Origin of the sequence: Delftia sp. CH05 (assembly GCF_009827015.1) — a bacterium.
Taxonomy (GTDB): Bacteria; Pseudomonadota; Gammaproteobacteria; order Burkholderiales; family Burkholderiaceae_C; genus Comamonas; species Comamonas tsuruhatensis.
In genome coordinates this window covers 170,760-184,109 of sequence record NZ_WUMG01000007.1, presented here as the reverse complement: position 1 = coordinate 184,109, position 13,350 = coordinate 170,760, and the positions used below count along the sequence as shown (strand labels likewise).

The window sequence follows — 13,350 nt, the reverse complement described above, 5'->3', positions numbered from 1 at the left end:
CTCGTCACACATCTGGTCGCCAACATGCCCCGGAACTTCAAGGCCGACTTTGGCGCCGGCATGCGCAGGCAGTGCATGGCTCTTGTCATGCGAACCTACCAGGCCAACACCAGCCAGGAGAAAGCTCCGATCCTGGGTCTGATGCGCGAGGAAGTGGAGGTCATCAACCTCTCGCTGCGCCTCGCCGTCGATCTGCGCCTGATCTCGCACAAGCAGTTTGCACGCGCCATCGCCCTGACCACCAGCATCAGCAAACAGGCTACGGGCTGGCAGAAACACTCGGAACGCGCGCCCGCCGCCGGCCTGTCACGGCAAGTCGGCCATGGCGCCTTGGAATCTGGTCGAGCCGCTGGGCCACAAGCCCACCGACAGGCGCAGCAGGGATATCGCCGGCAGCAGCCGTAGTGATCCCGCGTAGTTCGCCCGCTGAACACTCGGCGGGCCGACGTGAACGCTCGACACCCCTGGGCTGTCGATTTCGAGAACGGCAACACGAACAACAACAACCGGAACAACGAGTTCCGAGTTCGGCCTTTCCGCATATCCCACCGAGAGTTTCTATGGATTCAGGCTACTCGTTCGAAAAGCTGGTGCAGGCGTATTTCGACTGCCGCCGGCACAAACGCAATACCGCTAGCGCGCTCCGATTCGAGCAGGATCTGGAGTGCAACCTGGTAGATCTCCATGAGGAGCTGAGCGACGGAAGTTACCGCCCCGGGCGCTCCATCTGCTTCGCAATCAGCCGGCCACGGCCGCGCGAGGTCTGGGCATCGGGCTTCCGCGACCGCATCGTGCATCATCTGCTCTACAACCAGGTAGCCGACCGCTTCCACCGCCGATTCATCGCAGACTCCTGCGCCTGTATCGCCGGGCGCGGCACGCTATACGCGGCCCAGCGGCTGGAGGCAAAGGTGCGCAGCCAGACGCAGAACTGGGCGCGGCCAGGCTTCTACCTGAAGTGCGATCTGGCCAACTTCTTCGTCAGCATCGACAAGCGCGTGCTGTGGCCGCTGCTGGTGCGCCAGATCCACGAACCGTGGTGGCGCGGCCTGTGCAAGATGGTGCTGTTTCACGATCCGCGTGAGGACTATCTTGTGCGCGGCAGCGCCGCCACGCTGGCCGCCGTGCCACCGCACAAGCGCCTGTCCAACGCAGTCCGGCACCAGGGGCTGCCGATCGGCAACCTGAGCAGCCAGTTCTTTGCGAACGTCCTGCTCAATGAGGTTGACCAGCACGTCAAGCACGCCATCCGCTGCCGGCACTACACGCGCTACGTCGATGACATGGTGCTGCTGCACGAATCGCCTCAGTGGCTGGGCCAGGCCCTGCACAGCATCGAAGCCAAGCTGCCGGACCTGGGGCTTGCGCTCAACCCACGCAAGACCGTGATCCAGCCGATTGCGCGCGGTATCGACTACGCGGGCCAGATGATCAAGCCCTGGCGCCGCATCACGCGGCCACGCACGCTTCACCAGGCGCTCAGCCGGCTGGAGGCCATGCCCGATGCCGATGTCTACGCCAGCGGCAACAGCTATCTCGGCCTGGCGCGCCAAGCCAGCGCCAGCCACAACGCCCAGGCGCAGATCTGCCGGGCTTTGCTCAAGCGAGGGCATGCCGTCGAGGGCCTGCACCTCACGAAAGCGTTTCGACGCACGACCTGACACCCAGACCCGCTTCGGCGGGTTTCCTGTTTCTGCCCCATGACCCCGACCCCACCGCCTACCTGCGAGCTGCTGCAGCGCGCAGGCCACGTCATCAACACCACCAAAGCGCTCTGGCGCATCACCAAGGAAGCCTCATGACAGCAACGAAGCAACAGCCCATTGCCGGCTACCGCATCAGCGACCCGAGCGACCCCACGATCAAGCCATGGCTGTCAGAGACGCCCGACGACAACGGCTACACGTCAGAACCGCTCTACGCCGGGGCAGCTCCGGCCGCTGTGGCGCCCCAGGGCGTTGTGGCGTGGATGACGCCCGAAGGCGACCGCGTTGTGACAGCAGAGACGATGGACGGAGCGCGCAAGGATGGCGGGGCCAGCCTGTCCAGCCTGCGACCCTACACCGTTGCCCTGGTACGTGGTGCTGTAGCGCCCGCCCAGGAAGCGCCTGCAGCCGTGGACTTCGCCATGGCTTACGGAGGCCGTCGCGTGCCCGCATACGGCAAACGTGGCGATCCGGTGCTGCTCTACCCAGACGATCTTGTGCGCATGCTGGCAGCAGCGACCCAGGCATCTACTGCGCCATCGGCCATTGCAACGCAGGTCATCGAGAACCTGCTGCAGCTGGCCCGCATCGTGAACACGGCAGTGGAGGACTGGGGCGAGTCGTTCGAGGATGGCTCCAGCGAGGTCACGTTCCACAAGGAAGAGGCCGACAAGCTGGAAGAGATCCTGGAGTTCTTCGACAGTCTGCCCGACGCACCAGAGTCCGAAGGCGTGATTCTGAGCGGCCCGAACCGCGCACAGCGCGTGCTGCGTGCCCAGGCAGCACCTGCTGCGCCTGCAGTGGATGCGCCATCCAAGGTCCTGAGCCAGGCCGCGCGCGACGTGCTGGCCGAGCGCCGCCGCCAGGTCGAAGCCGAAGGCTGGACATCCGAGCACGACGACCAGCACGACGAAGGCGAGATGTGCTTTGCGGCGGCCGGATATGCAGCAGTTGCATCGGACAACCTGCAGGCCATCTCCAGGGGCATCGACCGCGACCTGACGCTGGACGACAACGTGTACCCGCCGACCAACTATCCATGGCCGCGCTCCTGGGAGTTCAAGCCATGCACGCCGCGCCGCGCCCTGGTCAAGGCTGGAGCCCTGATCCTGGCCGAGATCGAGAGGATCGACCGTTGCAGCCCGGACGCAGCCCAGGCAGCAGCCAAGGGGGAGCACGATGACTGAAGCCCGCGTAATCGACGTGTGCTGCGGCAGCCGAATGATGTGGTTCGACAAGGCCGACCCGCGCGCCATCTTCGGCGACCGCCGCAGCGAGACCCTCACAGTCACCGACCGTTCGCACCGCGAGGACGGCACGCGCACGCTGCACATCGAGCCGGACGTACTTATGGACTTCCGCGCGCTGCCCTACCCGGAAGGCTCGTTCCGGCTGGTGGCCTTCGATCCGCCACACCTTGAGCGCGCCGGCCCCCGCAGCTGGCTCGCGGCCAAGTACAGGAAGCTCAGCGACGACTGGCGCGCGGACCTGCGCCAGGGCTTCGCCGAGTGCTTCCGCGTGCTGGAGCCCGAGGGCGTGCTGGTCTTCAAGTGGAACGAGACCCAGGTGAAGCTCCGCGAGGTGCTGGCCCTGACGCCCGAGAAACCACTGTTCGGCCAGGTCAGCGGCCGCGGAGGCCTCACGCACTGGCTGGTGTTCATCAAGTCGCGCCCCGCAGCGCACAAGGAGAGCTGAAATGGCAATCAAGATCATCGAAGACCAAGAAGACGTGTACCTGACCAGGGATGAGCTGATGCGTCTGCGTGATGAATACGAGCGTGGCGTGAGCTTCATGGTCAACCCGCCCAGCTTCGAGGCATGGGTTTCTCAGCGCGCCCAGGCGCAGCAGAAAGGACCGCAGCATGCCGATACGGCCTGAAATGCGCGCCCTCTACCCTGCCAACTGGCTGGAGATACGCGCGCGCATCCTCGAACGGGCAGGCAATCGCTTCGAGCGCTGTAAGGCGCCGAACCGCACCCGCATAGCGCGCGGCGCTGGAGCCGACGAGGGGACCTACATGCTGGACAGTGCCGACGTGTATTGCTCGGAAACGGGCGTGCACCTCGGCCAGACGCACATGTGCAACTACGAAGTCTCCAAGATGGTGGACGTGGTGCTGACCATCGCGCACACCCACGACCCGAACCCGGCGAACTGCGCAGATGACAACCTTGAGGCGCTGTGCCAGCGCTGCCACAACAAGCTCGACGCACCCATGCGAGCGGCAAACGCCCGGACCACTCGGCGGGCGCGGCTCGCTGTGGGCGATCTATTCGAGAAAGGACAGACCCCGTGACCACAGCACCAACACCCGAAGAAGTCCACGCGATGGCCGCCGAGTTGGATACATACACAGCGTTCGATCCGGGAAACTGGCCGTGCCACAAAGCTGCCGACATGCTGCGCGGCCTGCAGACCGAGAACGCCTCCATGCGCACCACGCTTGAATACGTGGAGCGCTGGGCCAACCACCACGGCACCAAGCCTCACATCACGGCAGAGCAGGCCCTGGGCTGCATCCAGCATCACCCAGACATCCACGACATAACCAGGGGCTACGCAGACTGCAAGAGGCCGGACACCTTCGACCCATACGCCCGCATCGCAGAGCTGGAGGCGAGTAAGAACGCACGCATCCACGAACTCGAAATGCAGGCCCTGGACCTGGCCAGCGAGAACAGCATCCTCAAGCTCCGGGACGCGGATGAGCTGGAGGCGCGCAAGCCGCTGCCGCCCGCGCGCGTGGAACAGATCATGGACGACGCCGGCATCAGCGTTCCCGTAACGCGCACAGCTTTCGCGGGCGGCCTGCGCCACGGAGAGCTCGTCCACGGCATCACCGGAGGATCGTCATGAGCAAGCGAGACGTGCGCCAGGCCCGGAAACGGCGAGACGAGGAGAAGCACTACAGAGAACCCGCCGAGAGCGGGTTTTCTTATGCCTGAGCCGCCCAGCGCCAGCCAGTGGGAGCTGGCTGACAGCGCGTATCAGGCCCACCACTTTCAGTGCCCGCATTGCATCGCGGCTGGCGTCACGCGGTCTCAGCCGCGCTGCGATGCCGGGACGGCGCTGTGGGACGCATATCAGCATGAGCGCGACCCGCGCGTGCAGCAGCAGAAAAAACTAGGAGTGCAACAACATGAGCCTCACTCTCACACGAGAAGAAATTGAGGAGTTGACTGGCTACCAGTGGCCGTCCAAGCAGCTTGCCATCCTGCGCCAGCAGGGTTTTTTCAGGGCGCGCATTGGCCGTGCTGGCAATGTCCTGCTGGAGCGCACCCATTACACCGCCGTGTGCGCAGGCAGCGCCATCAAGACGGACAGGCCTCAGGTCCGCATTCCCAAGCTCCGACAAGTCGCATGAAGAAGAAAAGCCACCTCCCGAAGGGCGTGCATGCAAAGCATGGCGCCTACTACCTGGTGCGCCAGGTCAACAAGCAGCGGTCCTGGATACGGCTGTCGGCCATAGCCGATGGCCTACCCGCCCTGTATCGCGCTCTGGCAGATGCCGAAATGCGCGGCGCTGTGGATGACCGCATGCAGGCGATCTGCAGCCAGTGGCTTCAGGAGGTCAGCACGAAGCATGCAAAGAAGACCCAGGCGAATGACATTTACCAGGTCCGGACAATTTCACAGGCCTTCGCTGAATTCCGCGCTGAGGATATCCGCACACCGGATGCCGTGGAGTTCCTGAAGGCTTTTGCGAAGATGCCCAGGACATATAACGCATACCGCTCAATGCTGCGCGAGCTTATGCGTTTTTCAGAGGAGAAGGGGTATAGAGAGTCTGGCGCGAATCCGGTGGACGCGATCCGGACTGCGAGCGTGAAGGCGCGCAACCGCTACATCACTGATAGCGAGCTGCGGCGAATCAAGGTGGCGGCGCTGCGCAGTGGCGGCCAGCGCGCGAAGCAGATCAACCCGGCAGGGCGGATGATCTGTGCCATTCTGGACATGGCCTATCTGACGGGCCAGCGCATCGGGGACGTATTGGCCTTGCCCTGGGCCAACGTCGGGCGCGATGGCGTCCTGTTCCGTCCGTCCAAGGTCGAAGACAGCACAGGCGCCCAGGTGTTGATCGAGTGGACGCCCAGGCTGCGCGAACTGATTGCACGGATCAAGGCAGAAAAGAATGTGGGGCTGACATACGTGTTCACCGGGCCTGACGGCGGCGCGTACAGCTACGAGGCGCTGAAGTCGGCATGGCGCCGCGCGCTGACCCGGGCCGGAGTGAAGGACGCCCACATTCACGACCTGCGGGCCAAGGCGCTGACCGACGTGGATCGCCTCCATGGGGTTACTGCGGCTCAGCGAATGGGCGCTCACTCCACACAGTCCCAGACTGCCGACTATGTGCGCCACAAGCAGGCGATTCGCTCAAAAGCAACCCGCTGAATGCGCCCAAAAAACCGTCTACAGCGCTACCGTAAGTCGTTGATCTATTTCAGCGCATAGATCGGCCAAGTGTAGACAAAATCAACGTAAGTGTTTGATTTAATTCACTTCTATCGCTGCTTTGGGAGCAGAGGGTCGCGAGTTCGAATCCCGCCGCTCCGACCAAATGATTCAAGCCCCTGGTTCGAAAGAGCCAGGGGCTTTTGTCTAACAGAATCCAAAGCGTCCAACGCAGCGCCGCCAGCACGAGCCCTCGCGTCAGGCCAGCAAACCGACCACCGCGACGGTATGGCAGGCGCTGCCGGCAACCACGAACAGGTGCCAGATGCCATGCGAATGGCGCATGCTCGAAAGGCTTCGGTAGAACACCGTTCCTGCCGAATAGAGCAGTCCGCCCGCGAGCAGCCAGGCCAGGGTCTGCGCACCGTGGCGCAAGGCCATCGGCACCGCGCCCCCCAAGCTGAGCCAGCCAAGGCTGATGTACAGGGACAGGCGCGGCGGCGAATCGAAACCAAGTGCACGTATCGCGCCCTGCAATGCGAGCGCCCATACACCGGCAAGCAAGGACCAAGCCCACAAGCCAGAGGGCGCCATCAAGGCAAAGGGCGTGTGGCTGCCGGCAATCAGCAGGTAAATGCAGGCGTGGTCGACGCGCTGCCAAAAACGCTTGCGTGCCCCGGTGCAGCCATGAAAGAGGGCCGAGGCACCGAACAGCGCCGCCAGAGAGAGGCCAAACACCACAGAGCCCGCAATCTTGCGCGCATCGCCGCCGGCCACCGTTTCGCAGATGAGGCCCACACTGGCCACCACGCCCACGAGCAGGGCTGCCAGATGACTCCAGGTATTGAACCGCTCGCCGGGCTGGCACCAAACGCTTGTGCCGCTCGGCAAGCCTGCCTGCAAGTCTGGCATGAAGCCTCCTGTCGCATGACCAAGGAACGCCGGACGCCGTGCCCGGCTCCTCCACCTTACGGCTCAGACGTGACAGGGCAATGATTGCGACTCACACGCTGCAGCGCCGTCCGCCGGATACCCCACGACGTGCCGCGTCAAATTGCAACGCCAGGCCTTGAAACCATCCCTAAACCATCCATATGGATGGCATAAGGATGTTCCATGGCCGCAAACACAACCACCTCCAACCCTCGCGTGAGCGAATCCGAGAAGCTCACCATCAATCTGGGCTATGTAGACCTGGGCCAGATCGACCTGCTGGTCGCCGAAGGCTTCTACGCCAACCGCAGCGATTTCATCCGCACAGCGATACGCAATCACCTGCGCAGCCATGCGGACGCGGTGCAACAGGTCGTCGCCCGCAAGATGCTGGTCCTTGGGATGCAGCATTTCTCCCAGGCCGATCTCATGCGGGTGCAGGCTGCCGGGGAAAAGCTGCAGATCCGCGTGTTGGGCCTGGCCAGCATCGCGCAGGACGTGCCTGCGCAGCTTGCCGCCGAAACCATCGAATCCATCACGGTGCTGGGAGCGCTCCAGGCCAGCCCCGCCGTTCGTGCCGCTCTGGCCGGCCGCATTACCTGAGAACCATTCCATGAAACAGCTTTTTCAAGACATGCTGGGCGAGGCGACACGCCTGACGCGCACCGGCAATCTGCTGGAAGCCACCGAGCTGATTCAGCGCACGCTGCGAGGCCAAAGTGCGCCCACACCCCACGACAAGCCAGCCGCAACCAGTCATCGGGATGCAGGCTGGATCGTCGATGCCGAAGCCCGCTTCATCGACGATGCTCCCGAACTCGCCGTGCCTGCGGGCACATCGCAGGCAGGCACCTCCAGCGACGAGCAATGGCTGCTCGGCAGCTACTCTCACGGAGGCCGGCAACTGGCCTATCGTCTGTACGTGCCGCCAGGCAGTGCCCTCGAAGCGGGACCTCGCCCGCTCATCCTCATGCTGCACGGCTGCACCCAAGGGCCGCAAGACTTCGCCGCCGGCACGCGCATGAATGACCAGGCGCGCAGCGCTGGCGTACTGGTGCTCTATCCCGAACAAACACAGCATGCAAACTCGCAAAAGTGCTGGAACTGGTTCAAGGCCCAGCACCAGCAACGGGGCCGGGGCGAGCCCGCACTGCTGGCAGGCCTCACGCGCCAGGTGATGGCCGACCATGGCGCGGACGCATCGCGGGTCTATGTCGCCGGACTTTCGGCCGGAGGTGCAATGGCGGACATATTGGGACGCACCTATCCCGAGCTGTTCGCCGCCGTGGGCGTGCATTCGGGCCTGGCCGCCGGTGCCGCGTCCAATCTGCCCTCAGCCCTCGAGGCGATGCGAAGAGGCGCAGCATCTGGCTCGGCCAGCGGCCCCAGCGTGTGTCCAGTGATCGTGTTTCATGGTGACGCGGACACCACGGTACATCACGACAACGGCGCGGCCGTCGTGCATGCTGCACGCAGCGCGCAAAGCCCCACAGGCGCACCTCGCGTCAGCCAGGGCCATGCGCCGAACCGCCAACGGTTCACCCGCTCTGCCTATATCGCAGCCGATGGCAGTACCGCCATCGAGCACTGGCAACTGCATGGCGCAGGCCACGCCTGGTCCGGCGGCAGCGCAGCGGGCAGCTACACCGCGCCGGGAGGAATCGACGCCAGCGCCGAGATGCTGCGCTTTTTCCTTTCGCACCAGCGTGCGCGCAACTGCTGATTCGGCGCCGCTGCTCGCATTCGCCAACAACATGATTTCAAAGGCTCACAAGGGTTAGGAATGGTTGCGCTTGGGCCTATTACTCCGGAAGAGCAGGCTCAGCAATAAATGGGCTGGCCAGGACACCAAGGGCCCCCAGGGCCCTTTTTTGCCTGCATGGAGTCAAGCTGCCTCGAAAGGCATGGGAAATCACCGCGAGGCACAAGAGACAAGGCAGCCATATGAAATTCACGATGGGTCGAAAGCTCTGCCAGATGAGATAAGCGCAGCCCTGACCATTTCGGAAGCTGGAATACAGGAGCCTTGTCCATGCTGGAGACCTTGATAAATCAGGGCTACGCCTGCGAAGGATATGCAGTGAAAGCCAGGCAGGACGTACAGGATCTTCTTGTAAGCCTGGCCTGCAGGCCTGCATGGCAGCAGATGCTGCGCAGTAATACGCGGTGGACGCACTGCCAGCGCCAGCGGCATGGTCCGCGAGAGATACCTTTACCGCGCTCTTCCACACGTCCACCTCGATCTGGGAGACCTTCGGGCAAGACAGCGCTCAGTCGCCCTTTCCCGGACAGCTGCCGGCCGATCAAAACCACACGGGGACCCACAAAAGAAAAGGCCCGCAACTGCGGGCCCTTGATCAGATTCAGATCTCGAAAGCGGTTCGGTCCGCTGCGTCCTTGATCCAGCCGGGAGGCTTGCCCCGGCCGGTCCATGTTGCGCCAGTGGAAGGATCACGGTACTTGGCCACACCTGTGCCAGCAGGAGACTTGCGCTTACCGGTAGCAAACACGTCTTCCTGGGTCAACTGGAACTGCTGGACCAGTTCACGGACCTTGGCGATGGCACCGCCTTTTTCGGCTTTGAGGACCTCGGCAATGCGAGCCTCGATCTCGGCCTTTTGCTGAAGGAGAGTCTTGTAATCAGATGTCATGGCTTTTTCTTTGGATGCATGCTAGCAAAAACGCATTCTATTCAAAAAATGCTCCGCACCCCAAAGCACAAGCTTTCCACCGCCGTGTGCTGGGACAGAGAAGCCCTTCCGCGCGGCACGCCACACCCGTAGGCGAGGCTCCGTGGCCGACGCGGCGGCTGCCCAGATCAATCGCTGCCGCACCTCTGCACACTTGCGCACACCTGTGCGCGCCAAGGAGTCAGCCCCTTGGGCTGCAATGACTTGCCCTCGGCTGCCGCGATGTGGGGATAGTTGACCCGACACGTCAAAAGAGACGGTGCTGTCGCCTGCGGCGAGCGATGGCAAAAGCAAGAACGATTCACCACCCAAAGAGGAGCGGCGGATTGATGAGAAGTAAAGCAAATAGATCGGGACGCTTGACCCATCGCTCTTGGCATGGCGCAGGCCTCGAACGATGCAGCCCCCTCCGAAACCCTGTGGACTGTCTGGCAGCGTCCTTCATGCGCCGGCGCGACCTGATCTTTCACACGCCCGTCGCCCTGGCTGGCAACCCGACCGCAGATCGGCGTATGCGACTTTGGGAAATGGCAGCAGCCTCTGTGGAACCCGTTCCTACAGCCCTCCAGAATGCGCCAAGCCAGACTGGGACCTTTCCAATCAAGAAGGAATTCCCATGAATCCCAACATCCTCCAGCGCCGAACCTCTCTCGCCATCGTGATGACCGCCGCACTTTTGGGCGCATGTGCCCAGTCCCAGCCCTCGCCCAACGCGCCGGTCACCGCCGTCATGGGCACGGTCGATCTGAGAGAGCGCATGCCGCTCCCGTCCGATGCCGTGCTGGTTGTGGAGCTGCAGGACACCTCTCGCGCCGATGCCGCCGCCCCCGTGATATCTCAGCAATCCGTGCGGCTTGAAGGCCTCAAGCCCCCGTTCAGCTACAAGCTGCCCGTGGAGCCCAATCGCCTCAATCCTGCGGCGCAATATACGGTGACCTCACGCATCACCCAGGGCAACCAGCTCATCTTCACCAATGACACCGTCCACCCGGTCCTGACCCGTGGAGCAGGCCCGAAGGCCGATATGGTGCTGGTGCGGGTTGCCCCCTGACCTTCCCTAAAAAGACAAAGACCGCAGGACATTCCGGCGGGCTTTGTCGCGCAGAGGGCACCAGGCGGCCATCAAGGCATGCCGTTGGCACCATGCGTGCGAAAGCCTGGGCGTTCGCAAAGCCGCTCATAGTACGCACGGACTGCGGGCAAGTCAGGGCGATCCATCGGGGCAGACAGCCAGCGGTGGGCAGACAGGCCCAGCACGATGTCGGCAAGGGTGAGTTGCGCGCCTGCAGCAAAGGCGCCTGTGCGCGACAGTTGCTCCTCCAGTATGCGCATGTGGCAATGCCAGTTCGCCATGCTGCTGGCCAGCAGCGCAGGATCCTGATGCTCCGGACTGTTTCTCACCAATCCCATGAAGGCATAGCGCCAGGAGTTGTTCAGTTCGGTCGCCTGCCAGTCCATCCATTGCTCGACGCGTGCGCGCTCTGCGGGTGCTGCAGGCAGCAGGTCATGCCGAGCCTGGCGCGCGGCAAGATAGCGGCAAATGGTGTTGGACTCCCACAGCACCAGCGCCCCATCAAGCAGCACGGGAACCATGGCATTCGGGTTGAGTGCAAGAAATCCCGACTCCTGCGTTGACCGATGGCCCGAACCCCACTCTTCCTGTTCGAACGAGACTCCCAGCTCCACGCAAAGCCACAGCACCTTGCGCACATTGATGGACGATGACTTTCCCAGAATCCTGATCATTCGCAGCCTTCTTCGGTTTCGGTGATTTGCAATCCTGCATTGTCCCGTCCAATCCGATGAGGAATGCGGTCAGATTCCCACTGCTGCCGCATGATGCAGACATGCCTCTGGAACAGCCTTCATCCCGCCGAAACCACTCTGGCCCTATTCCGACCGACACAGACCTGTGGACTGCATACATCGATGCAAGCGCACTGCCCAACCCGGGTCGCATGGCCTTCGGAGCCGTCATCACGGCGCCCGACGGAACACGGCAGCTTCTGTCCCAGGCCTGCCCCGACCAAGGCTGCAACAACGAAGCCGAGCTGCGGGCCTTGATGGCTGTGCTGCAGACCCTGCTAGGCCTGCAGGCTCGCCGGCTGGCCATCTTCACGGACAGCAGCGTCCTGGTAGAGCAGTTGGCGCCATCGCCCCGCCCCACCAGGCCCATCGTGCGGCTGGCCGACCTTTTCGATCAGGCCCGCGCCATGCTGGCCGAGTTCGAGCATGTGCAACTGCGCTGGATTCCTCGTCACCGCAACACCGAGGCCGACGCGCTGGCCAGAGCGGCCCTTTTGCAGCCGTGACCCTGCGCTTGCCGCACTCAGGCGGCCTGCTGCCTGTCCAGCCGCTTGAGGAACACACCAATCTCCTTGACGACCTGGGCATCTCCCTTTTCCTCAGCACAGGCCAACCCCGTGCTCCACGCCTGCCGAGCCCCCGAAGCATCGTCCAGCGCCAGCAATGCCCGGCCCAGAAGCTTCCATGCCACCGAATAGCCGGGATCGAGTTCAGTGGCGCGCTGCAGGTGCGAGTGCGCCACAGCAGGCGCATCGCCATCAAGATACGCCTTGCCCAACGTGCAGCGCATCAAAGCCGAGTCATTGCCGGACGCCAGGAGGCCCTCGAGCCTTTGCGTCATTTCGTTCATGATTTCATCCTTTGGTGGCAATGCATGTTCTCGATCCAGCTGAAATTGCGGTCATGCTACAATCTCGCGGTTGTCTGCGCAGACAATGCTGTATCTCACGCCGGCGCGTCGTGCACTACGACGAAAAAAACAACGGTGACAGCCGCAGAGACGTTCTGCCGTAAAACGATGGTCGCGTAAGAGCCATCGTCCACATCACCCGCAAAAAGCCCGCTTTCAAGCGGGCTTTTTGCATTCCCACTGCCTGGCTGGTCTCACGATGGCGTGTGAAAAAAGCAGGATTTACGACTCAGTTGCATGCAACTTCACCCGAGTTAGCTCCGTCAAGCACCTTGTTTCAATTTACACTTGACAACTAGGAAGGACCGGGGGCGCCAGACGCCAGCGCTCTCATTTCAAACTCTTAGCATGTGTCCTTCCTGGATTGATCGCATGGAACGCTCCATTCAGCGCCCCGGCCGCCTCCGCAGCCGGGGCGTTTTTTCTTGACGACGATCGCTCAGGCGCCCTGGCAACAACCGAAACGGGCACAAAGGCAAGTTTTTTCTCAATTCCAGAGAAAAGCACAGGTTTATTTGAGAATGATTCTTGTTTGCGCGTATGATTCAACCCATGCCGCAGCATTCATGGTGTTGCAGCAGTTCAGTTTCATCGTGGGGCGACTCGTCAGGCCAGTTCAGCCTGCAGTCGTTTTTGCCAGCCAGCGGTATGCCGGTTAGCCAGGCTCTTTTTTTAAAGCACGATCATTTCTGGATATTCAATGCATCAGTTGCACTGAGGCAGCGTCCACAGCAGGCGCTTTTTCTTCGCCCCAACACTGCCATCGCGCATCCATCGCGCACCGGCCTGCGACTGCACACCAAATTTCTCTGAACTCCATCGCATCCAGGCAATGCCCTGGCTGCAGATTTCCTTCGCGCAATGCAACAGGCCCGGCCCGCGCCAAGCGCAAGCCGGGCCTTTTCTATT

The 13,350-nt window shown here is 62.6% G+C and carries 18 protein-coding genes; 14 read left to right on the top strand and 4 right to left on the bottom strand.

What is annotated here, in order from left to right; all coding sequences use genetic code 11:
- From GRX31_RS08970 to GRX31_RS08930, 9 genes are all read left to right on the top strand, one after another.
- Positions 1-405 (top strand): four helix bundle protein (locus tag GRX31_RS08970; RefSeq protein WP_202396531.1); only part of this gene is annotated, 405 nt, incomplete at its 5' end.
- 155 nt (positions 406-560) lie between these two features.
- Positions 561-1,661 carry an RNA-directed DNA polymerase gene (locus GRX31_RS08965; RefSeq protein WP_160852272.1) on the top strand — a complete coding sequence of 367 codons (1,101 nt, stop codon included), beginning with the start codon at positions 561-563 and terminating at the stop codon, positions 1,659-1,661.
- A 137-nt stretch (positions 1,662-1,798) separates the two neighbouring features.
- The gene (locus tag GRX31_RS08960; RefSeq protein ID WP_160852270.1) at positions 1,799-2,893 is read left to right on the top strand and encodes a hypothetical protein; all 1,095 of its coding nucleotides are present in this window, start codon (positions 1,799-1,801) and stop codon (positions 2,891-2,893) included.
- A complete protein-coding gene (locus GRX31_RS08955) occupies positions 2,886-3,401 on the top strand; it encodes a class I SAM-dependent methyltransferase (protein ID WP_160852268.1) in 516 nt (171 codons plus the stop codon). Before GRX31_RS08960 ends, GRX31_RS08955 begins: the two co-directional genes overlap by 8 nt.
- A 1-nt stretch (position 3,402) precedes the next feature.
- Positions 3,403-3,585 carry a hypothetical protein gene (locus tag GRX31_RS08950; RefSeq protein WP_160852266.1) on the top strand — a complete coding sequence of 61 codons (183 nt, stop codon included), beginning with the start codon at positions 3,403-3,405 and terminating at the stop codon, positions 3,583-3,585.
- A 1-nt stretch (position 3,586) separates the two neighbouring features.
- On the top strand, positions 3,587-4,003 hold the full coding sequence (locus tag GRX31_RS08945; protein ID WP_237426635.1) for a hypothetical protein: 417 nt from the start codon (positions 3,587-3,589) through the stop codon (positions 4,001-4,003).
- On the top strand, positions 4,000-4,563 hold the full coding sequence (locus tag GRX31_RS08940; protein WP_160852262.1) for a hypothetical protein: 564 nt from the start codon (positions 4,000-4,002) through the stop codon (positions 4,561-4,563). Before GRX31_RS08945 ends, GRX31_RS08940 begins: the two co-directional genes overlap by 4 nt.
- Before the next feature lie 283 nt (positions 4,564-4,846).
- Positions 4,847-5,071 (top strand): DUF4224 domain-containing protein, encoded by a 225-nt coding sequence (locus GRX31_RS08935; protein ID WP_016449495.1) that lies wholly within the window; start codon positions 4,847-4,849, stop codon positions 5,069-5,071.
- Positions 5,068-6,102 (top strand): tyrosine-type recombinase/integrase, encoded by a 1,035-nt coding sequence (locus GRX31_RS08930; RefSeq protein ID WP_160852260.1) that lies wholly within the window; start codon positions 5,068-5,070, stop codon positions 6,100-6,102. Before GRX31_RS08935 ends, GRX31_RS08930 begins: the two co-directional genes overlap by 4 nt.
- 258 nt (positions 6,103-6,360) lie before the next feature.
- Here the strand turns inward: GRX31_RS08930 and trhA are convergent, their stop codons facing one another.
- Complete coding sequence (gene trhA, locus GRX31_RS08925) at positions 6,361-7,014, bottom strand: PAQR family membrane homeostasis protein TrhA (RefSeq protein WP_052151651.1); 654 nt, start codon at positions 7,012-7,014, stop codon at positions 6,361-6,363.
- 204 nt (positions 7,015-7,218) lie between these two features.
- Here trhA and GRX31_RS08920 point away from each other — a divergent pair, with 204 nt between their 5' ends.
- Entirely contained in the window at positions 7,219-7,638 is a 420-nt protein-coding gene (locus tag GRX31_RS08920; protein ID WP_017406949.1) for a CopG family transcriptional regulator, read from the top strand.
- 10 nt (positions 7,639-7,648) lie between these two features.
- Positions 7,649-8,758: an extracellular catalytic domain type 1 short-chain-length polyhydroxyalkanoate depolymerase gene (locus GRX31_RS08915; protein ID WP_160852258.1), complete on the top strand. Its 1,110-nt coding sequence runs from the start codon at positions 7,649-7,651 to the stop codon at positions 8,756-8,758.
- Positions 8,759-9,398: 640 nt separating this feature from the next.
- Here GRX31_RS08915 and GRX31_RS08910 read toward each other — a convergent pair.
- Positions 9,399-9,686, bottom strand: a complete 288-nt coding sequence (locus GRX31_RS08910) for an H-NS histone family protein (protein WP_016449500.1) — start codon at positions 9,684-9,686, stop codon at positions 9,399-9,401.
- A gap of 655 nt (positions 9,687-10,341) precedes the next feature.
- On the opposite strand from GRX31_RS08910, the gene GRX31_RS08905 reads away from it, so the two are divergent.
- Positions 10,342-10,776, top strand: a complete 435-nt coding sequence (locus GRX31_RS08905) for a YbaY family lipoprotein (RefSeq protein WP_160852256.1) — start codon at positions 10,342-10,344, stop codon at positions 10,774-10,776.
- Between the two features lie 71 nt (positions 10,777-10,847).
- On the opposite strand, the gene GRX31_RS08900 is transcribed toward GRX31_RS08905, so the two are convergent.
- The gene (locus tag GRX31_RS08900) at positions 10,848-11,471 is read right to left on the bottom strand and encodes a glutathione S-transferase (protein WP_160852254.1); all 624 of its coding nucleotides are present in this window, start codon (positions 11,469-11,471) and stop codon (positions 10,848-10,850) included.
- Positions 11,472-11,683: 212 nt separating this feature from the next.
- Here GRX31_RS08900 and GRX31_RS08895 point away from each other — a divergent pair, with 212 nt between their 5' ends.
- Positions 11,684-12,037 (top strand): ribonuclease HI family protein, encoded by a 354-nt coding sequence (locus GRX31_RS08895; protein WP_337193871.1) that lies wholly within the window; start codon positions 11,684-11,686, stop codon positions 12,035-12,037.
- Positions 12,038-12,054: 17 nt separating this feature from the next.
- On the opposite strand, the gene GRX31_RS08890 is transcribed toward GRX31_RS08895, so the two are convergent.
- Positions 12,055-12,381: a tetratricopeptide repeat protein gene (locus GRX31_RS08890; RefSeq protein WP_160852250.1), complete on the bottom strand. Its 327-nt coding sequence runs from the start codon at positions 12,379-12,381 to the stop codon at positions 12,055-12,057.
- A 612-nt stretch (positions 12,382-12,993) separates the two neighbouring features.
- On the opposite strand from GRX31_RS08890, the gene GRX31_RS08885 reads away from it, so the two are divergent.
- Positions 12,994-13,254, top strand: a complete 261-nt coding sequence (locus GRX31_RS08885; RefSeq protein WP_160852248.1) for a hypothetical protein — start codon at positions 12,994-12,996, stop codon at positions 13,252-13,254.
- Positions 13,255-13,350 lie beyond the last annotated feature (96 nt).